Origin of the sequence: Polynucleobacter sp. MWH-UH25E, from assembly GCF_018687095.1 — a bacterium.
Classification (GTDB): domain Bacteria; phylum Pseudomonadota; class Gammaproteobacteria; order Burkholderiales; family Burkholderiaceae; genus Polynucleobacter.
In genome coordinates, this window is record NZ_CP061286.1 from 1,384,170 (window position 1) to 1,403,642 (window position 19,473).

Annotated in this window: 19 protein-coding genes and 2 tRNA genes; 17 read left to right on the forward strand and 4 right to left on the reverse strand. The window is 45.9% G+C overall.

The window, feature by feature from the left end; translation table 11 throughout:
* The first annotated feature begins 48 nt into the window (after positions 1 to 48).
* Positions 49 to 1,656 carry an ABC-F family ATPase gene (locus ICV39_RS07270; protein WP_215389464.1) on the forward strand — a complete coding sequence of 536 codons (1,608 nt, stop codon included), beginning with the start codon at positions 49 to 51 and terminating at the stop codon, positions 1,654 to 1,656.
* Between the two features lie 38 nt (positions 1,657 to 1,694).
* Here the strand turns inward: ICV39_RS07270 and ICV39_RS07275 are convergent, their stop codons facing one another.
* From ICV39_RS07275 to ICV39_RS07290, 4 genes are read right to left on the reverse strand one after another with little or no spacing between them, the layout of a single operon-like run.
* Positions 1,695 to 1,961 carry a DUF1289 domain-containing protein gene (locus ICV39_RS07275; RefSeq protein WP_215389465.1) on the reverse strand — a complete coding sequence of 89 codons (267 nt, stop codon included), beginning with the start codon at positions 1,959 to 1,961 and terminating at the stop codon, positions 1,695 to 1,697.
* Positions 1,958 to 3,130, reverse strand: a complete 1,173-nt coding sequence (locus tag ICV39_RS07280) for a GNAT family N-acetyltransferase (protein WP_215389466.1) — start codon at positions 3,128 to 3,130, stop codon at positions 1,958 to 1,960. Before ICV39_RS07280 ends, ICV39_RS07275 begins: the two co-directional genes overlap by 4 nt.
* 2 nt (positions 3,131 to 3,132) lie before the next feature.
* On the reverse strand, positions 3,133 to 3,519 hold the full coding sequence (gene gloA, locus ICV39_RS07285) for a lactoylglutathione lyase (protein ID WP_215389467.1): 387 nt from the start codon (positions 3,517 to 3,519) through the stop codon (positions 3,133 to 3,135).
* Positions 3,520 to 3,522: 3 nt separating this feature from the next.
* Positions 3,523 to 5,193, reverse strand: coding sequence for an electron transfer flavoprotein-ubiquinone oxidoreductase (locus ICV39_RS07290; RefSeq protein ID WP_215389468.1), 1,671 nt, complete (start codon positions 5,191 to 5,193; stop codon positions 3,523 to 3,525).
* 159 nt (positions 5,194 to 5,352) lie between these two features.
* On the opposite strand from ICV39_RS07290, the gene ICV39_RS07295 reads away from it, so the two are divergent.
* The 16 genes from ICV39_RS07295 to ICV39_RS07370 all read left to right on the forward strand — a co-directional run bounded on the left by ICV39_RS07295 (position 5,353) and on the right by ICV39_RS07370 (position 19,422).
* A complete protein-coding gene (locus tag ICV39_RS07295; RefSeq protein ID WP_173955840.1) occupies positions 5,353 to 6,051 on the forward strand; it encodes a CoA transferase subunit A in 699 nt (232 codons plus the stop codon).
* Between the two features lie 27 nt (positions 6,052 to 6,078).
* On the forward strand, positions 6,079 to 6,729 hold the full coding sequence (locus tag ICV39_RS07300) for a CoA transferase subunit B (RefSeq protein WP_173955839.1): 651 nt from the start codon (positions 6,079 to 6,081) through the stop codon (positions 6,727 to 6,729).
* 35 nt (positions 6,730 to 6,764) lie between these two features.
* On the forward strand, positions 6,765 to 8,633 hold the full coding sequence (locus ICV39_RS07305) for an alpha/beta fold hydrolase (RefSeq protein WP_215389469.1): 1,869 nt from the start codon (positions 6,765 to 6,767) through the stop codon (positions 8,631 to 8,633).
* Between the two features lie 21 nt (positions 8,634 to 8,654).
* Complete coding sequence (locus ICV39_RS07310; protein ID WP_215389470.1) at positions 8,655 to 10,682, forward strand: bifunctional (p)ppGpp synthetase/guanosine-3',5'-bis(diphosphate) 3'-pyrophosphohydrolase; 2,028 nt, start codon at positions 8,655 to 8,657, stop codon at positions 10,680 to 10,682.
* Between the two features lie 18 nt (positions 10,683 to 10,700).
* Positions 10,701 to 10,777 (forward strand) — tRNA-Val (locus tag ICV39_RS07315).
* 101 nt (positions 10,778 to 10,878) lie between these two features.
* Positions 10,879 to 12,801: a threonine--tRNA ligase gene (thrS, locus tag ICV39_RS07320; protein WP_215389471.1), complete on the forward strand. Its 1,923-nt coding sequence runs from the start codon at positions 10,879 to 10,881 to the stop codon at positions 12,799 to 12,801.
* A 42-nt stretch (positions 12,802 to 12,843) separates the two neighbouring features.
* Positions 12,844 to 13,368, forward strand: a complete 525-nt coding sequence (gene infC / locus ICV39_RS07325) for a translation initiation factor IF-3 (RefSeq protein WP_173956728.1) — start codon at positions 12,844 to 12,846, stop codon at positions 13,366 to 13,368.
* Positions 13,369 to 13,515: 147 nt separating this feature from the next.
* A complete protein-coding gene (rpmI, locus tag ICV39_RS07330) occupies positions 13,516 to 13,713 on the forward strand; it encodes a 50S ribosomal protein L35 (RefSeq protein ID WP_173955835.1) in 198 nt (65 codons plus the stop codon).
* 25 nt (positions 13,714 to 13,738) lie between these two features.
* Entirely contained in the window at positions 13,739 to 14,104 is a 366-nt protein-coding gene (gene rplT, locus ICV39_RS07335) for a 50S ribosomal protein L20 (RefSeq protein WP_068948443.1), read from the forward strand.
* Positions 14,105 to 14,133: 29 nt separating this feature from the next.
* Positions 14,134 to 15,180, forward strand: a complete 1,047-nt coding sequence (gene pheS / locus ICV39_RS07340; protein WP_215389472.1) for a phenylalanine--tRNA ligase subunit alpha — start codon at positions 14,134 to 14,136, stop codon at positions 15,178 to 15,180.
* A gap of 23 nt (positions 15,181 to 15,203) precedes the next feature.
* Positions 15,204 to 17,660 carry a phenylalanine--tRNA ligase subunit beta gene (gene pheT, locus ICV39_RS07345; RefSeq protein WP_215389473.1) on the forward strand — a complete coding sequence of 819 codons (2,457 nt, stop codon included), beginning with the start codon at positions 15,204 to 15,206 and terminating at the stop codon, positions 17,658 to 17,660.
* Positions 17,661 to 17,719: 59 nt separating this feature from the next.
* On the forward strand, positions 17,720 to 18,043 hold the full coding sequence (locus tag ICV39_RS07350; RefSeq protein ID WP_215389474.1) for an integration host factor subunit alpha: 324 nt from the start codon (positions 17,720 to 17,722) through the stop codon (positions 18,041 to 18,043).
* Complete coding sequence (locus ICV39_RS07355; RefSeq protein ID WP_215389475.1) at positions 18,021 to 18,371, forward strand: MerR family transcriptional regulator; 351 nt, start codon at positions 18,021 to 18,023, stop codon at positions 18,369 to 18,371. The genes ICV39_RS07350 and ICV39_RS07355 overlap by 23 nt, the downstream gene beginning before the upstream one ends.
* A gap of 25 nt (positions 18,372 to 18,396) precedes the next feature.
* A tRNA-Pro gene (locus ICV39_RS07360) sits at positions 18,397 to 18,473 on the forward strand.
* A gap of 28 nt (positions 18,474 to 18,501) precedes the next feature.
* Positions 18,502 to 18,921 carry a PaaI family thioesterase gene (locus ICV39_RS07365; protein ID WP_215389476.1) on the forward strand — a complete coding sequence of 140 codons (420 nt, stop codon included), beginning with the start codon at positions 18,502 to 18,504 and terminating at the stop codon, positions 18,919 to 18,921.
* Positions 18,922 to 19,137: 216 nt separating this feature from the next.
* A complete protein-coding gene (locus tag ICV39_RS07370; RefSeq protein WP_173955829.1) occupies positions 19,138 to 19,422 on the forward strand; it encodes an H-NS family nucleoid-associated regulatory protein in 285 nt (94 codons plus the stop codon).
* Positions 19,423 to 19,473: the final 51 nt, after the last annotated feature.

Sequence of the window (19,473 nt, forward strand, 5' to 3'; positions counted from 1 at the left end):
CAATGCGCATTCGTTCCACTTGATTCGTAGAAAGTTAGAGATACATCCGTGCTGTCCGCATCTAATATCACCATGCAGTTTGGGGCAAAGCCTCTGTTTGAAAACATTTCCGTGAAATTTGGCGGGGGCAATCGTTATGGCCTGATTGGCGCTAACGGTTGCGGTAAATCCACTTTCATGAAAATCCTCGGTGGCGAGTTAGAGCCTTCAAGCGGTAACGTGAGCTTAGATCCAGGTATTCGTTTGGGTAAATTGCGTCAGGATCAGTTTGCCTACGAAGATGTTCGTGTACTCGATGTTGTGATGATGGGGCACGAAGAGATGTGGAAGGCTGCTGCTGAACGGGATGCTATTTACGCAAACCCAGAAGCAACTGATGAAGATTATATGAAGGCAGCGGAGCTCGAGGGTAAGTACGCCGAGTACGGCGGTTATACAGCCGAAGCAAAAGCAGGCGAGTTGTTGTTAGGTATTGGTATTCCAATTGAGCAACACAACGGTCCCATGAGCAATGTCGCACCTGGTTGGAAACTGCGTGTGTTACTAGCCCAGGCTTTGTTCTCTGATCCTGACGTCTTGTTGTTAGATGAGCCAACTAATAACTTGGATATTCACTCGATTCATTGGTTGGAGGAAATCCTCAATCAATTTAATAGCACCATCATCATTATTTCCCATGACCGACACTTTTTAAATGAAGTGTGTACGCATATGGCTGATATGGATTATGGAACCCTAAAGGTATATCCAGGGAACTATGACTCCTATATGTTGGCATCGACCCAGGCTAGAGCACAGCAATTAGCCTCAAATGCCAAGGCCAAAGAAAAGATTGCTGAATTACAGGCATTCGTTAGCCGTTTCTCCGCAAATGCTTCTAAAGCGCGTCAAGCTACATCGCGTCAGCGTCAGTTAGAGAAAATTGAGATCGCTGAAATTAAACCATCTTCTCGTCAAAACCCATTTATTCGTTTTGACTATGAGAAGAAATTGCATAACATGGCCGTGGAGTGCAATGCGCTCACGAAGGCTTATGACAGAACCATCTTCAAGAATCTGAAGCTAGGCATTCGTGCAGGCGAGAAGATTGCCATCATTGGTCAAAACGGTGCCGGTAAAACTACTTTATTAAAAACAATCTTGAGTAAACGCTTTGATGGAATCGCCGCTGATAGTGGTGATGTGAAGTGGGCGGAGAATGCAAATGTGGGCGTAATGCCACAAGACAATACAGAGCTCTTTGCCAAAGAAGAAACGCTCATGGAGTGGATGAGTAATTGGCGTAACACTGGTGATGATGACCAAGTGGTGCGCGGTACTCTAGGTCGTTTGCTATTTTCAGGTGATGACATTGGTAAAGATGTGAAAGTGTTATCCGGAGGTGAGAAGGGGCGCATGATTTGGGGCAAATTAATGCTTCAAAAGCACAATGTTCTCGCAATGGATGAGCCAACCAATCACATGGATATGGAGTCAATTGAGAGTTTGCAGATTGCACTTGAGAAATTCGAAGGCACTTTAATATTCGTTTCTCATGACCGTGAATTTGTTCAAGCCTTAGCCAACCGTATCTTGGAAGTCAAAATGGACGGTACAGTCGAGGACTACTCCGGTACTTATGAGGAGTACTTGCGCAGTCAGGCCTTAGCTGGTTAATTGAACTTAGTTTAGAGCTCGGTTAATAAATAAGCCCACTATGAAGTGGGCTTTTTTTCTTTGAGCTGACGCTGAAAGCGCATGGCCGTGCCGTCTTCGCGAATACGCTTCCATACTGATGCCTTTTCTTCATCAGAAAAAAATACCCAATTGCTGACTTCATTGAGGGTGCGGCCACATCCTTGGCAAATCTCATCATAGAGGGTGGTGCAAATTCCAATGCAAGGGGAATCAGACTCATCATCCCCAGTAGATAGAGAGTGTGAGCCATCTTGTTGGATCGGAAGATTGCTTTCGGAATTCATTTGGGTACTTTAGACGATTTCAGCGGACTATGCTCAGCGAGCTCGTCAACATAAGCTTCAATGCCTTGATGTTCTCTTCCCAAGAAATGCTCAACAGCCTTAGAAAATCTGGGGTCTTTTATGAAATGGGCAGATTGAATCGTGGTTGGCAGGAATCCACGTGCCATCTTGTGCTCGCCTTGTGCGCCACCCTCAAAGATTTGAATGCCTGCAGTGATGCAATATTCAATTGCTTGATAGTAGGCAGTTTCATAATGCAAAAGAGGAACATGTTCAAGTGAGCCCCAATAGCGTCCATATGCCTTCGAAGTAACGGTGTCTACAACGAGCAATGAGGATGCAATTGGGACACCATTTCTCTCGGCCACAATCAAATGGATATTTTCCGGGAGACGTTTAGCCCATAGCTTAAAGAATGCTTCATTAAGGTAGGGCTGTGATTGATGCTCGTAATACGTGTTTGCATAACAAGCGTAGAAGAATTCCCAATCTTGTTCGGTAGATTCTTTGCCAGAGATATGCCTAAATGAAATATTGTGTCTTACAACATTCTCCCGCTCGCGACGGATATTTTTTCTCCTTTTCATGGTGAGAGAAGATAAAAATTCCTCAAAGGATTGATAACCCTGGTTATGCCAATGAAACTGTACGGAGTCCCTTAGTAAGAATCCTTGATTATTGAGAATCTCAACCTCATGCTTTTGTGGGAACAGGATATGTGCTGAAGATAGCCCATTGTTTATCACCAAGGATTTCAGTCCCGAAATCAGCTTTGAATAAATTAACTCTTTATTTATTCCTAGTTTGAATAGTAGGCGTGAGCCCTGAACGGGTGTAAAGGGAATGGCGCAAAGAACTTTGGGGTAATAGTCCATGCCTTGCTGCTCATAGGCTTGGGCCCATGACCAATCAAACACATACTCGCCATAAGAATGTTGCTTTAAATAGAGTGGTATTGCGCCGACAATTTCTTTGTCTAATTTCAAAACAAGATGAGCGATTTGCCATCCAGTATTACCCCCAACGCAACCTGTCTCTTCGAGTGAAGATAGAAACTCATGCTTTAGGAAAGGGCCTGCATCATCTGAAAGTAGGTCATTCCATTCTGGTGACGTTACATCAGATATCTTGGTGAGTATCTCGAGATGAAATTGCCCAGACTCTGTCACTACTAGCGTTGAATTAGTTCGATTTTGTAGCCATCTGGATCGGTTACAAAGGCGATGATGGTATCGCCGCCGGCTACAGGGCCAGCTTCACGAGTGACATTGCCGCCAGCCGCTTTAATCTTTTCGCAAGCAGCATAGGCATCAGGCACTCCAATCGCAATATGACCATAGGCGGTACCTAAATCATAGGAGTGAACGCCATAGTTATAGGTCAGCTCAATTTCTGCTTGACCATCTGCATTGCCTTTTCCAAAGCCAACAAAAGCTAGAGAGTATTTTTGTTCTGGTCGCTCAGTGGTGCGTAAGAGATTCATGCCCAATACTTTGGTGTAGAAATCAATTGAGCGCTGCAGATCACCAACACGCAACATGGTATGCAAAAGCATCATGACTTACATGGCTCCGTAATTTGGTCCGCCGCCACCTTCAGGTGTAACCCAAACAATGTTTTGGCTAGGGTCTTTGATATCGCAGGTTTTGCAGTGCACGCAGTTTTGCGAGTTGATCTGGAGTTTGAGTTGACCGTCCGCCTCGACATATTCATAAACGCCAGCAGGGCAGTAGCGTTGTTCTGGGCCTGCGTAGGTTTTGAGATTGAGGCTTACTGGAATGGCCGCATCTTTTAAGGTGAGATGAATGGGTTGATTCTCAGCATGATTGGTGTTGGAGATAAATACTGAGGACAGACGATCGAAACTGATCTTGCCATCTGGTTTTGGATAGTCAATGGGCTTATGTTGTGATGCTGGCTCAAGGCATTCATGATCAGCGTGCTTAAGATGTATGGTCCAAGGCATATTGCCGCCTAAGACCTTTTGCTCTAGGCCCACCATTAAGGTGCCTAGATAAAGGCCTTTTGACATCCAGGCTTTGAAATTACGCGCTTGATTAAGTTCGGTATGCAACCAGCTGTTTTGGAAGGCGGTTGGATAGCCTGCGAGTACATCCGCTGAACGGTTATCAGCTAATGCAGCAACAGCCGCTTCTGCAGCTAACATGCCAGTCTTAATTGCGGCATGGCTACCCTTGATGCGAGAGGCATTTAAGAAGCCTGCATCGCAACCAATCAGCGCTCCACCAGGAAATACCGTTTTAGGTAGGCTATTTAAACCGCCGGCGGTTAATGCACGCGCGCCATAGGCAATACGTTTACCGCCTTCAAAAGTTTCGCGGATCTTTGGATGTAATTTATAGCGTTGGAATTCTTCAAAAGGTGATAGATAAGGATTCTTATAAGAGAGACCAACAACCAGTCCCACAGCCACTTTGTTATCGCCCAAGTGATAAAGGAAGGATCCACCATAGGTATCGCTCTCTAAGGGCCAGCCGGCTGTATGAACCACTAAACCAGGTTTGCTCTTGGATGGCTCAACCTCCCATAATTCTTTAATACCTATGCCGTAGCTCTGTGGATCAGAGTCCTTATCTAAAGCAAATTTGGCAATCAATTGTTTGCCTAAGTGGCCGCGTGCGCCTTCGGCGAAGAGGGTGTACTTACCACGCAATTCCATGCCGAGCTGGAATTGGTCGGTTGGGTTGCCTTCTTTATCTAAGCCCATTGCGCCAGTAATTACTCCGGCAACAGCACCTTGTTCGTTATATAAAACTTCTGCAGCAGGAAAGCCTGGGAAAATTTCCACACCAAGTGCTTCAGCTTGTTCGCCCAGCCAACGCGTCACATTAGCCAAGCTAACTATATAGTTGCCATGATTCTGGAAGCAATGTGGCAGCATCCAGTTGGGAACTTGATATGAATTGTCTTTTGTTAAAAAGAGAAATTGATCTTGAGTGACTTCAGTATGTAGCGGGGCGCCTAATTCTTTCCAGTTGGGAAATAGCTCAGTCAAGGCTTTAGGGTCCATAACGGCGCCAGACAAAATGTGCGCACCAATCTCAGAGCCTTTTTCTAATACGCAGACGCTTATTTCTTTTCCGGATTCATTGGCAAGCTGCTTTGCTCGGATTGCGGCTGATAAACCAGCGGGTCCGCCCCCTACGATCACAAGGTCATAGTCCATGGATTCGCGAGGCCCGAACTGTTCTAGTAACTGCGCTGGATTCATGCAATTTCTCCGAGATTTCTTAAAAAATGGGGTATTTCAGCTTAGATAGTTTAGTTCCAAGTGCCTAAAACTAGTTTGGTGCCAAGACTGGCTGGGCTTGGGCGCCTAAAGCATTATGATTACTTTTTTACCATTTTCGGCAATATTAGGACAAAAGTTATGAATAAAACTTACCCATCGGCAGTTGATGCCCTGCGGGATATTTTGAAGGACGGCCAAAAAATTGCCGTTGGTGGTTTTGGTTTATGCGGCATTCCTGAGGCATTGATTCAGGCAGTGAAAGACCTTGGTGCGCAAAATCTCACAGCTATTGCAAATAATGCTGGCGTCGATGGCTTTGGCTTGGGCTTGTTATTGAACTCCCGCCAAGTAAAGAAAATGGTCGCATCTTATGTTGGCGAAAACAAAGAATTTGAGCGTCAATACTTAGCAGGTGAGTTGGAGCTGGAATTTACGCCACAAGGAACATTGGCAGAAAAATTACGTGCCGGTGGTTGTGGTATTCCTGCGTTCTATACAAAAACGGGTGTAGGCACATTGGTAGCTGAAGGTAAAGAGGAAAAAGAATTTGATGGTGAGAAGTACATCATGGAGCGTTCTATCGTTTCAGATATTTCTTTAGTGAAAGCATGGAAGGCAGACAAGTCTGGTAACTTGGTTTATCGCTACACGGCGCGTAACTTCAATCCAGTGGTGGCAATGGCGGGCAAGATCACTGTGGCCGAAGTAGAGGAGATTGTCGAGAATGGTCAACTACATCCTGATGAGATTCATACTCCAGGCATTTATGTGCACCGCTTAGTGATTAATAAAACTCCAGAGAAGCGTATTGAGCAACGTACGCTTTCAGCTTCTTAATTATTGGAAAGAATTAGAGAGATCGATATGCCTTGGAATAGAGATGAAATGGCAGCACGCGCTGCGAAAGAATTAAAAGACGGATACTACGTGAACCTGGGTATTGGTATGCCCACATTGGTAGCTAACCATGTGCCAAAAGATATGGAAGTATGGCTTCAGTCAGAGAACGGTTTGTTGGGTATTGGGCCATTCCCAACTGAAGCGACTATTGATGCTGATCTGATTAATGCTGGTAAACAAACTGTAACAACCTTGCCTGGCTCTTCAATTTTTTCCTCTGCTGATTCCTTTGGAATGATTCGTGGGGGAAAAATCAACATTGCTATCTTGGGTGCGATGCAAGTGAGCGAGCATGGCGACCTAGCCAACTGGATGATTCCAGGAAAAATGGTAAAGGGTATGGGCGGTGCAATGGACTTAGTTGCCGGCGTAAAGCACGTGGTTGTTTTGATGGAGCACGTTGCCAAGAAGAAAGATGGCACAGAAGAGCTCAAAATTTTGCCTAAGTGCACATTACCCCTGACTGGTGTAAAGGTCATCAGCAAGATCATCACAGACCTCTGTGTATTGGATATCACTCCAAAAGGTCTAAAGTTGGTGGAGTTGGCTCCTGGCGTTACTAAGGAAGAGGTAATCGCTAAGACGGGTGCCCCTGTTGATACAACGGGTTTCTAACAAGCGTCATCAATTAATGGAATAATGGGCTCACCATGTCGGGATCCCATCATTTCCATTCAAGATCGCATAAGCACCAGGCTCACTCTGGTGTCGACCCCACCTTGCATGCGCACAAGAAAGGCGATGCAAAGCACTCCCATAGTAAAGAAGTTTCCAATCAAAACTTGCTTCTGATTGCATTAATTCTGACTCTTGGCTTTTCAGGAGTTGAGGGTGCAGCAGCATATTTCGCAAATTCATTGGCTTTGATTTCAGATGCAGGTCATATGGTGACCGACGCAGCTGCATTAGGACTTGCGCTTTTGGCGCAAATCATTTCTCGTCGTCCGCCATCACCTAAACATTCCTTTGGGTTTGGAAGAGCGGAAGCGCTAGCGGCTTTCGTAAATAGTATTGCGATGCTCGGCTTAGTGGTTTGGATTGTTATTGAAGCCATCAGCCGCTTTTACGATCCCCATAAAGTAGATGGCCTGACGGTGACGGTTGTTGCAGCGATTGGCTTGCTCATGAACATCGTGGTAGCTTGGGTTCTATCGCGTGATAAGAAAAGCGTAAATACGCGCGCTGCCTTAGTCCATGTGATGGGTGATTTACTAGGTTCGATTGCGGCATTAGTGGCTGGCGTAGTTATTCAGCTGACGGGTTGGATGCCAATCGATGCGATCTTATCTATATTGGTTTCCTTGTTGATCTTAAAGTCCACCATCTCCATTCTGCATGAGTCATATCACTTCTTAATGGAGGGTGTACCACTGCACATTGATTACTTGCAGGTTGGTAAAGATTTAAAAAACGTTCCTGGTGTTCTCGCAGTACATGATTTACATGTTTGGGAAATGACTCCCAGTTTTCCAGCGCTAATTGGCCATATTGAAATTGCCAATATCCAAGAGTGGCCAGAGATTATGACCAGAATCAATCAGATGCTGCTAGATAAGCATGGGATTGATCATGTCACTTTGCAACCAGAAGAGGTAAAGGTTGTGATTGATTGCGTTGAGGATGGTGATGCCCATGAATTTCATCAGAAAACAGGCATGATTCATTCAGGTGACACCTTTTACGTGCAATGTTCAAGCGGCGAATCTACGCATCGCATGGCTTATCACGCATGGGGTGATCCCAGTAATTCAAAAGTTCTTTTGTGCGTGCATGGTTTAACTCGCCGCGGTAGTGACTTTAAAACGCTTGCTCAAGCGATGTGCAAGGACTATTACGTAGTATGTCCCGATATCGTTGGTCGCGGTAACTCCGATCGCCTAAGTAATCCTATGCAATATGCTGTTCCTCAGTATGTTGCGGATATCGCGCAGCTAGTAAAGCAGTTGGGTGTAACTCAGGTTGACTGGTTGGGCACCTCGATGGGCGGCTTGATCGGTATGGTGTATGCGGCAATGCCAAATTCACCTATACGCAGAATGTTGATCAATGATGTAGGTCCCAGAATTGAACCAGATGCTATTAAGCGCTTGGGTTCTTACGTTGGCCAACCTTTTGCATTTGCTAATCGTGCTGATGCATTAAACCGCTTAAATCAAATCTGCGCTACTTTCGGTGAGCATACCCCAGAAGAGTGGGAAATTTATAACGGACCGATGTTGGTGCAGCGAGATGATTTGTGGGTGATGCATTACGATCCCAATATTGCTGTTCCTTTTGCTTCCGTAAATCCTATCATGGCTAAAGCTGGTGAAGTCGCGATGTGGCATGCATTCAAGCAAATACACATACCGATGTTGATTGTTCGAGGCGCTGACTCTGATTTGCTCTCAGCGGCGACCGTTGCTGAAATGTGCAAGGTCAATACCTATGCTCGTAGTATTGAGATTCCAAATGTGGGTCATGCCCCAGCATTTATTAAGCCTGAGCAAATAGCGCTCGCAAAAGAATTCTTTGGTTAATCTCATTAATTAATTTTGCCTATGGCAAATGCCCCCAGTAAACCCGCCATTTTTGTAGATGCATGGTACGGTGAGCCATCTGAAACTCATGCTTTAGGTGTTTCGCAGATTCTGCAAGGACTTAATCTTGATGAAGCAACCCTCATTGCTGCTAACAATATCGCGCGCACCCACAATAAAGAGGCACTAGTTAAGTTAATTGGCGAGGAATCCGCAAAGCTGTTGATTGGCTATCGTGGGCTTCGTCAGGCGCAAGCAAAGTTAGTTCGTGAGGATGGTGGTCTTAGCGTCTCAGGGCAAGAAGAGATGTTACGCAAGATGCTTTTGGCATTTGGTGACGATCTGCGCGTAGTGTTGATTTATCTTGCCTCACGTCTTCAGACATTGCGCTGGGTTACTCAAGAGAAGATTTCGGTGCCAGCGCCATGGGCTCAAGAGATCTTAGATATTGATGCGTCATTAGCCAATCGCCTAGGTATATGGCAGATGAAGTGGGAAATGGAGGATCTTGCCTTTAGGGCGCTATCTCCAGACACCTATCGCGATATCGCCAAGATGCTTGATGCGAAACGCATTGAGCGTCAAGTCTTTATTGAGAAGATTGTCCAGCAGCTACAGGAAGAATTAAAAGCCGCACAAATCGTAGGAGAGGTGTTTGGTAGACCAAAGCACATCTATAGCATTTGGAAAAAAATGCAAGGCAAGTCATTGGACTTTGCAAACTTGTACGACGTTCGCGCATTTCGGGTTTTGGTAGACGATATAAAAACTTGCTATGCCGTTTTGGGAATTGTGCACAACATCTGGCAGCCAGTGCCACGAGAGTTTGATGATTACATTGCACGCCCAAAACCGAACGGATATCAATCGCTTCATACCGTAGTGATGAATGAGGATGGCACCGCATTCGAGATCCAGGTACGCACTCATGAAATGCATCAACAAGCTGAATATGGTTTGGCTGCTCATTGGCGCTACAAAGAAGGCGCCTATATTGGTATGGCAACACCGCCAAATCAAAATAAACCGGCTCAAGGTAACAAACCACATGTCACTCATCAGCCAGGTACGCATAGTGCAGAAGTTGCTTATGAACGCCAAATCGCTTGGGCAAGACAGCTGATTTCATGGAAAGAGGATGCATGGGATCAACTCAAACATCATGAGATTGATAACCATATTTATGTCCTCACCCCATTGGGAAAAGTGATCTCATTGGAAAAGGGGTCAACGCCAATTGATTTTGCATATGCTGTACATACCAATCTAGGCCATCGTTGTCGCGGTGCTCGTGTCGATGGTGCGATGGTGCCCTTGGAGACCGCTCTTAAGAATGGTCAAACCATTGAAATCATTGCTGTTAAAGATGGCGGTCCTTCCCGCGACTGGATTAGTCCTGATAAACATTACATCGGCTCTCAGCGTGCTCGTCAGCGGGTACGCGCTTGGTTTAATGCATTAGACGATGTGGATGTTGCTCCATCTTCAAAAGGAGTTGAAACAAAATCAGATTCTTCAGCAGAAGCAAAGTCCATTACCCCTGAAATTATTCTGCGCCATAGTAGCCGCAAGGCAGGCCAGGGCGGTGATGTATTGGTAGTGGGGGTGGACTCCTTGCTGACGCAATTGGCAAGATGTTGCCGTCCTGTACCACCTGATGCCATTGCGGGATTTGTTACGCAAGGTAGAGGGGTCTCGATTCATCGTCGCTCATGCAAAACATTCAGGGGTTTATTGGACAGGGCGCCTGAGAGGGTGATTCAAACGGCTTGGACAGCTTCAGCCGTTGATGCGGATGCTAAGGCAGATCAAAAACGCGTCTTTCCTGCGGATTTGCTGGTTTCAGGCTTGGATCGTCCTGAGCTCATGCGAGAGTTATTCGAAATACTGACTCGTCAGGGTGTGCATGTGATTGATTTGCGTAAATCCGCGAAAAAAGGCTTGGCCCAGATCCTTTTGACCGTTGAAGTCAAAGACTCTGAGGTGCTGAGAGTGGTTCAGAATAGCTTGGAAGAGCTTAAAGGGGTCACGCAAGTACGTCGCCGGTGATAAACTCTAGGGCTGTATAGGCTCGTAGCTCAGCTGGTTAGAGCACCACCTTGACATGGTGGGGGTCGTTGGTTCGAGTCCAATCGAGCCTACCAACGAATAATGACCCAAGATGCGCGGTTGCCCACAAGCTCCCGCGCTTTCTTTTTAGGTCTATGAAGTGAAACTGGAGTTCGGTTAAGAAGATGGAGTTGTCATGCCAGTAGTTACTCTGCCAGATGGATCAAAACGAGAGTTTGAGGCCCCTGTTCGCGTAGCGGATGTGGCTCAAAGCATCGGTAGTGGTCTTGCTAAAGCCGCCTTGGGTGGAATCGTTGACGGCAAGATGGTGGATACCAGTTTTGTGATTGATAAAGATAGTCAACTCGCCATCATCACAGATAAGAGTCCAGAGGCTTTAGAGATTGTGCGCCACTCAACCGCGCATTTGTTGGCATACGCCGTTAAAGAATTATTTCCAGAAGCGCAGGTAACCATTGGTCCTGTTGTCGAGAATGGTTTTTACTACGACTTCTCATATCACCGTCCATTCACTCCTGATGATTTAGTTGCGCTTGAAAAGAAGATGGTTGAGCTGGCTAAAAAAGATGAGCCAGTAGTTCGAAGTGTTTTACCTCGCGACGAAGCGGTGAAATTCTTTAAAGATCAGGGCGAGCATTACAAGGCCGAAATTATTGCCAGCATTCCTCAGGGCGAAGATGTTTCGCTTTACGCGGAAGGCAAGTTCACGGATCTATGCCGTGGCCCACACGTACCATCCACTGGTAAGTTAAAGGTATTTAAGCTCATGAAGCTTGCTGGTGCTTACTGGCGTGGCGATAGCAAGAATGAGATGCTCCAGCGTATATACGGAACCGCATGGTTGCGCAAGGAAGATCAAGACGCTTACTTGCATATGCTTGAAGAGTCTGAAAAGCGTGATCATCGCCGCTTAGGCAAGCAATTAGATTTATTCCATTTCCAGGAAGAAGCACCAGGTTTAATTTTCTGGCATCCAAAAGGTTGGTCAATCTGGCAAGAAGTTGAGCAATACATGCGTCGCGTGTATCAACAAGAAGGTTATCAAGAAGTGAAGGCCCCGCAAATTTTGGATCGCGCGCTATGGGAAAAGTCTGGCCACTGGGAAAACTATAAAGAAAACATGTTTACGACAGAGTCGGAAAATCGCGCTTATGCATTAAAGCCGATGAACTGTCCAGGGCATGTGCAAATTTATAACTCTGGTTTGCATAGTTATCGCGAACTGCCTTTACGCTTCGGTGAGTTTGGCCAATGTCATCGTAATGAACCATCTGGTGCACTGCATGGCTTGATGCGTGTGCGTGGTTTTACTCAAGACGATGGACATATTTTCTGTACCGAGGATCAAATTCAGTCTGAGGTAGCGGACTTCGATAAAGCGGTACGTGCTGTTTACCAGGATTTTGGCTTTACCGAGGTTGCGGTCAAGCTGGCTTTGCGTCCAGCCAAACGTGTTGGTGATGATGCAATTTGGGATAAAGCCGAAGAGGCTCTCCGTGGGGCGTTGAAGGCATCAGGCCAAGAGTGGGAAGAATTGCCGGGTGAAGGTGCTTTTTATGGCCCTAAGATCGAATATCACCTCAAAGACTCGATTGGGCGTACATGGCAGTGCGGCACCATTCAGGTTGATTTCTCAATGCCAGCCCGTTTAGGGGCGGAATATGTGGCTGAGGACAATAGCCGCAAGACCCCGGTAATGCTTCATAGGGCAATTGTGGGCTCTTTAGAGCGTTTTATCGGCATTTTGATCGAAAATCACGCTGGAAACATGCCAGTCTGGCTAGCTCCAACCCAGGCTGTAGTCCTCAATATCTCAGGAAATTCTGCTGCATATGCCCAACAAGTCCAGCAAATCCTGAAAAAACAAGGGTTTAGAGTCGAGGCGGATTTGCGGAACGAGAAAATTACGTATAAAATACGCGAGCACGCATTACAGAAGATCCCATTTTTACTCGTTGTAGGGGATAAGGAATCAGAAAGTAATTCGGTGGCCGTTCGTGCCCGTGGCGGAGTAGATTTGGGTGTAATGCCTATTGATGCCTTCGTTGCCCGACTCCAGCAGGATGTTTCCCAGAAAGTCGGACCCGAGCCTAGCTAGGGTTAGAACGGTTTTTATTGTTTTTTTAGAGGAATTAAGAAGATCGCTACTGAAAAATTGCAGCGCATTAATCGGGAAATTACTGCTCCTGAAGTGCGTTTGATTGGAATCGATGGGGAACCCATTGGTGTAGTTAAGTTGAGTGAAGCCTTGGCTGCAGCAGAAGAGAAAGATACCGATTTGGTTGAAATTGCTCCAACAGCTGTTCCACCTGTAGTCCGCATCATGGACTTTGGCAAATTCAAATACCAAGAAGCCAAGCGTCAGCATGAAGCTAAGCTGAAGCAAAAAGTAATTCAGGTGAAGGAAGTGAAATTCCGCCCTGGTACTGACGATGGTGACTATGGTGTGAAGCTACGCAATCTGATCCGCTTTTTAGAAGATGGCGATAAGACAAAAATTACATTACGTTTTCGTGGTCGAGAAATGGCTCACCAAGAAATCGGAGCAAGAATGTTGGAGCGTTTGAAGTTGGACCTGCAAGAGTACGGCCAAGTTGAACAGTTTCCAAAGATGGAGGGTCGTCAAATGGTGATGGTATTGGCCCCCGTTCGTAAGGCTAAGTAACTAGGGAATTAATAAGACCTAGTTCTTATGTAGGGAGGCGTTCTGAGTGAATAACGAAGGCGCTGGCAGTTAAGAAGTGCTTCTGGGTACAGGAAGAGTAACCGTCGGTTACCACCTATGTTGCACAAGTAGAAGAAGGGGTGCTTTATGCCCAAGATGAAGAGCAAGAGTAGCGCGAAAAAGCGCTTCACGGTTCGCGCAGGCGGATCGATTAAACGAGGTCAGGCTTTCAAACGCCACATCCTCACCAAGAAGACCACAAAGAACAAGCGTCACTTGCGTGGTTCCGCTGAAGTTGCGAAATCTGACATCAAGTCAATTCGCTCCATGCTTCCATACGCTTAACCTCAGACTAGATTAGGAGAATTCAATGCCAAGAGTCAAACGTGGGGTTACAGCAAGAGCCCGTCATAAGAAAATTACTGATGCCGCAACAGGTTACCGCGGTCGTCGTAAAAACGTATTCCGTATTGCTAAGCAAGCGGTTATGCGTGCTGGTCAATATGCATATCGTGACCGTCGTAACAAGAAACGTGTATTCCGCGCTTTGTGGATTGCCCGTATCAATGCGGCAGTGCGTGAGCACAACATGACCTATAGCGTATTCATGAATGGTATGAAGAAGGCTGCGATCGAGCTCGACCGCAAAGTGCTTTCTGATATGGCCATTGCTGACAAAGCAGCTTTCGCTGCTTTGGTTACTCGGATCAAATCCGTAGTAAACGCTGCAGCTTAATTCTTAGTTTCTAAGCGAACTAAGCTGCAATGGTTTCTCTCGACCAAATTGTCGAGGATGCCAAACGTGATTTCTCTGGAGCTGCCGATTCGGCGGCTCTTGAGGACGCGAAAGCCAGGTATCTCGGTAAATCAGGTGTTCTCACTGAGCGTTTAAAAGCGCTTGGTGGAATGTCGCCTGAGGAGCGCAAGAGTGCTGGCGCCCAAATTAATCAAATCAAAACTCAAGTAGAGGCCGCATTACAAGAGCGTCGCCAAGCTTTGGCAGATGCCGTATTGCAACAGCGTCTCGCAGCTGAATCTATAGATGTGTCCTTGCCAGGGCGCGGTCAAGCAGTTGGTAGCTTGCATCCGGTGATGCGTACTTGGGAACGGGTAGAAGAAATCTTCCGTTCCATTGGTTTTGACGTGGCTGATGGTCCTGAAATTGAAACGGATTGGTTTAATTTCACGGCACTCAACAGCCCAGAAAATCATCCTGCTCGCTCAATGCAGGATACCTTTTACATCGATGGCAAAGATTCTTTAGAGAAACCTTTGCTGTTGCGCACGCATACCAGCCCAATTCAGGTTCGTTATGCCAGTGAGCATGTCAAAAAATATGCCAATGCAGATGTGATGCCACCGATTAAGGTCATTGCGCCTGGAAGAACATATCGCGTTGATAGTGATGCAACGCACTCACCAATGTTCCATCAGGTAGAGGGTTTGTGGATCGCCGAAACTGTTTCATTCGCGGATCTAAAAGGTGTCTATACCGACTTCTTGAGAACTTTCTTTGAAACGAATGAGTTGCAAGTACGTTTCCGCCCATCCTATTTCCCATTTACAGAGCCATCTGCTGAAATCGATATGGCCTTTGGTAGTGGCAAGTTAGCTGGTCGTTGGTTGGAAATTTCTGGAGCGGGGCAGGTGCACCCAAATGTATTGCGTAATATGGGTATCGACCCAGAGCGATACACTGGTTTTGCTTTTGGATCAGGCCTTGAGCGCTTAACCATGTTGCGTTATGGCGTAGATGATCTGCGTCTCTTCTTCGAAAATGATCTGCGTTTCTTAGCGCAGTTCCCTGCATAACAAAATCATTACTAGAAAGCGCTATGCAATTCTCAGAATCTTGGCTTCGTCAGTATGTAAACCCATCGCTTGATAGCGATGCTTTGGGTCATGCTTTGACAATGGCTGGTCTTGAGGTTGAAGAGCAGCACTCTGTTGCTCCTGCATTTAACAAAGTCGTTATCGCGCAAATTCTTTCAGCTGAGCAACATCCCGATGCAGATCGTTTGCGAGTTTGCAAAGTAGATGCCGGTACAGGCCAAGTATTACAAATTGTTTGTGGCGCACCAAATGCACGTGCTGGTATCAAGATCCCCTGTGCAATGGTTGGTGCTGAACTGCCTCCGGCGGAAGCGGGTGCCAAGCCTTTTGTAATTAAGGTGGGCAAGCTTCGTGGGGCTGAGAGCCAGGGAATGTTGTGCTCAGGCCGCGAGCTTGGACTCGGTGATGATCATGAAGGTATTTTGGAATTACCTTCTGATGCTCCTGTTGGTGAAGATATTCGTAAGTACCTCGACCTAGATGACCAAATCTTTGTTATCAAACTAACACCAAACAAGGCAGACTGTCTTTCATTGCTTGGTGTAGCTAGAGAAGTGTCAGCTATTACTGGTGCAGTCTTATGTACTCCTAAATGGAATGCGCCTGTTGTTGCAATTGATGAGAAACGCAAAGTTACTGTAGAAAACAAAGAGCTTTGCGGTCGCTTCGCTGGGCGTGTTATCCGCGGTGTAAATCCAAAAGCAAAAACGCCAGACTGGATTGTGAAGCGTTTATCTCGCGCAGGTCAAAGAAGTATTTCTGCTTTGGTGGATTTATCAAATTACGTCATGCTAGAAATGGGTCAACCAACCCATGTATTTGATATTGACAAGCTAGAAGGTGATATCGCCGTTCGTTGGGCTAAAGCAGGTGAGACGCTTGAATTATTAAACGAGCAGACGGTAGCTTTGCAGGGTCCTGATTCAGCTGGAAAACTTCAGGATGCTGGAGTAGTAGCCGATCAAAAGGGCCCAGTTGCGCTTGCTGGCATCATGGGTGGCAATCATTGTGCTGTGAGCGATGACACCAAGAATGTTTATGTAGAAGCTGCTTACTGGCTCCCGTCTGCTATTCAGGGTCGTGCTCGTCGCTTTAACTTCAGTACTGATGCCGCCCATCGATTTGAACGTGGCGTCGATCCACAAAATACCGTTGATTGCCTTGAATATCTTTCTGCATTAATTATTGAAGTTTGTGGCGGTCAAGCAGGCCCAGTCGATGATCAGATTCTGAATGTGCCTGAGCGCAAGCCAGTCAAAATGCGCCTGTCTAGAGCAGAAAAAGTCATTGGTATTCCTTTAACAAAAGACATCGTTGCAGATGTATTTAAGCGTCTTGGTTTTGAGTTCAAGCAAGAGGGTGATGCTTTTGTTGTTGCGCCACCAAGCTACCGCTTTGATATCGAAATTGAAGAAGACTTGATTGAAGAAGTCGCACGCCTGTACGGCTTTGAAAATATTCCTGACCAACCGCCAGTCGCTTCACTCAAGATGAGTGCCAAGGATGAGGCTAAGCGTGGAATTCACTTGCTGCGTCAACGCATAGCGTTGCAAGGCTATCAGGAGGCTGTAAATTTTGGATTTACTGACCTTGAGAGTGAGCAGCGGTTAACTGGCGCAACCGATAAGGATGTGATTGCGGTTCTAAATCCAATCGCCAATCAGTATGGAGTTATGCGCAGTACCTTATGGGGTGGTTTGTTGTCAAACCTCAAGTCAAACTTAAACCGTGGGACTGGACGAGTTCGCTTATTTGAAACAGGGCGTGTATTCAAAAGAGATGCTGGCGTCCAGGAAGAAGCAGGTAAGGTTGCTGGTTTTGCGCAGCCGCAAAAAGTCGGCGGTATCGCCTATGGATCTTTTGTTCCAGAGCAATGGGCCAATCCAACGAGAGTTGTTGACTTCTTTGATGTCAAAGGTGATCTCGAGCGCGTCCTCGATCCACTAAAAATCGTGACTGAAGCGGCGCAACATCCCGCATTGCATCCCGGTCGTAGCGCGAAAGTTTTCTTGGCTGGACCTAAAAATCGCATTGATATAGGTTGGATCGGTGAATTGCATCCTGCCCTGCAACAAGTTTATGAATTGCCTCAAGCCCCAGTATTGTTTGAGTTGGATTTAGAAGCAATTCGCGAGTTAGGTTTGCCTGTTCCGCAAGAATTAAGTAAATTTCCTGCAGTGCAACGCGATCTAGCGTTGGTAGTGAAACAGGCCGTATCCGCTCAATCATTGTTGGATGCAATGGCAGCCACCAAGCAAAATTTTGTATGTGCCATCGAGCTGTTTGATGAATTTAAGCCAAAAGCAGGTTCTAGCAGCATGGCTGACGATGAAAAGAGCTTGGCATTCCGAGTGACCTTATTAAATCCTGCGGAAACTTTGCAAGATGCGCAAATTGATGCTGTAATGAGTGCCTTGCTGGGGGCCGTTGAGAAAAAATGTGCAGCCCGTCTGCGCTAGGTTTACTATTACGAAATACCCAATAAAAATACTGAGACACTTCAGAAAAGAATCTGACGATGAGTGAATTAATTTCTAACGATACCGTAACAAAAAATGAGCTATCTGAAGCGCTCTTTGATCAAGTTGGTCTCAATAAGCGTGAAGCCAAAGATATGATCGATGCTTTTTTTGATCGAATTGGCCAATCACTTGAGTCTGGTACGGAAGTAAAGATTTCTGGTTTTGGTAACTTTCAGTTGCGCAATAAATCGGCTCGTCCTGGCCGAAATCCAAAGACAGGTCAGATGATTCCAATCGCTGCTAGACGTGTAGTGACATTTCATGCAAGTCAAAAGCTCAAAGATGTAGTGGAGTCACATGCTCGAGAAAACCGAGTTTGATGCTAGCTCGGCGCTACCGAGCTCTCAACTTCCTCCTATACCAGCAAAGCGCTATTTCACAATTGGTGAAGTGGCCGATCTTTGCGGCGTTCGTTCGCACGTCTTGCGCTACTGGGAGCAAGAGTTTTCTCAGTTAAGCCCGCAAAAACGCCGTGGTAACCGCCGTTATTATCAGCATCACGAAGTGGTTTTGATTCGTAAAATTCGCACCTTACTTTATGAAGAGGGTTTTACGATTTCTGGCGCCAGAAATCGTCTTGAAGAAGCTCGTGGAGAGCTTCGTTTACGCGATGAGTTGCTTGCGGTTCTGCAAATTCTTTCCAAGTAGTTACTGATACAATTTCGTCTTTCGTCGGGGCGTAGCGCAGCCTGGTAGCGTACTTGCATGGGGTGCAAGTGGTCGGAGGTTCAAATCCTCTCGCCCCGACCATCAAACTAATTGCGTTAATCTAGCGAGCATGACTACATCTAACCCCAATTCTCAAAAACCTCAACGAACCATTTTTTTTGGTTTGGATATTCCATTCTTGGATCATTTAGGTGTTGTGCCTGAGTCTGCTGAAAATGGTAAGGTGCGTATTAGCTATGTAGTGAAGCCTGAGCACACCAATAGCTTTCATGTAGCTCAAGGTGGAGTCATCATGACTCTCCTTGATTTTGCGATGGGTGCTGCAGCTCGAACTGCCTCAAATCATCAGCTCGGCGCCATCACCATCGATATGACAACCAGTTTCTTGCGTCCAAGCCTTGGCAAGATAACTGTCGAAGGTAGGTTGCTTAAAGCGGGAAAATCGATTAACTACTGTGAGGCAGTGGCACTTAACGAGGCAGGGGAGATTACCGCTAAGGCAAGCGGTACTTTTGTTTTAAGGCGCTAATTTATTCTGTTAATGGTTTAATTATTAATATTATTTATAATGATTATGTTTATTTGATTATTATTGATAAACATAAATCCATGATAAATATAGGTTAATACCCATTTTTCAGAATATTTACCCATAATCTTTTTTCTATATATAATGTTTAATTGAAATACAGCATGGCAGGATTAATGTGTATTTCTATAACTTATTATCTGGAGAAACCCATAAATGTCTTCATACAAAGAACTATTGGCTCAACGTGAGCAATTAGATAAGCAAATTAAAGAGGCAATTGCCCGTGAAAAAGCCGATGGAATTGCTAAAGCTAAGCTCATTATTGAACAATATGGCTTGTCAGCTTCAGACCTATTTAGTCGTAAAGCTGGTGGCAAAAGTGCCGGTGGCAAGGTAGCGCCAAAGTACCGCAACCCATCAACAGGTGAAACCTGGACTGGTCGTGGCAAGGCTCCTAAGTGGATTGAGGGTAGAGATCGAAGTAATTACCTAATTTAACTCGCTGATTTAATTGAGTTAATCAAAAAGGCCACAAATGTGGCCTTTTTT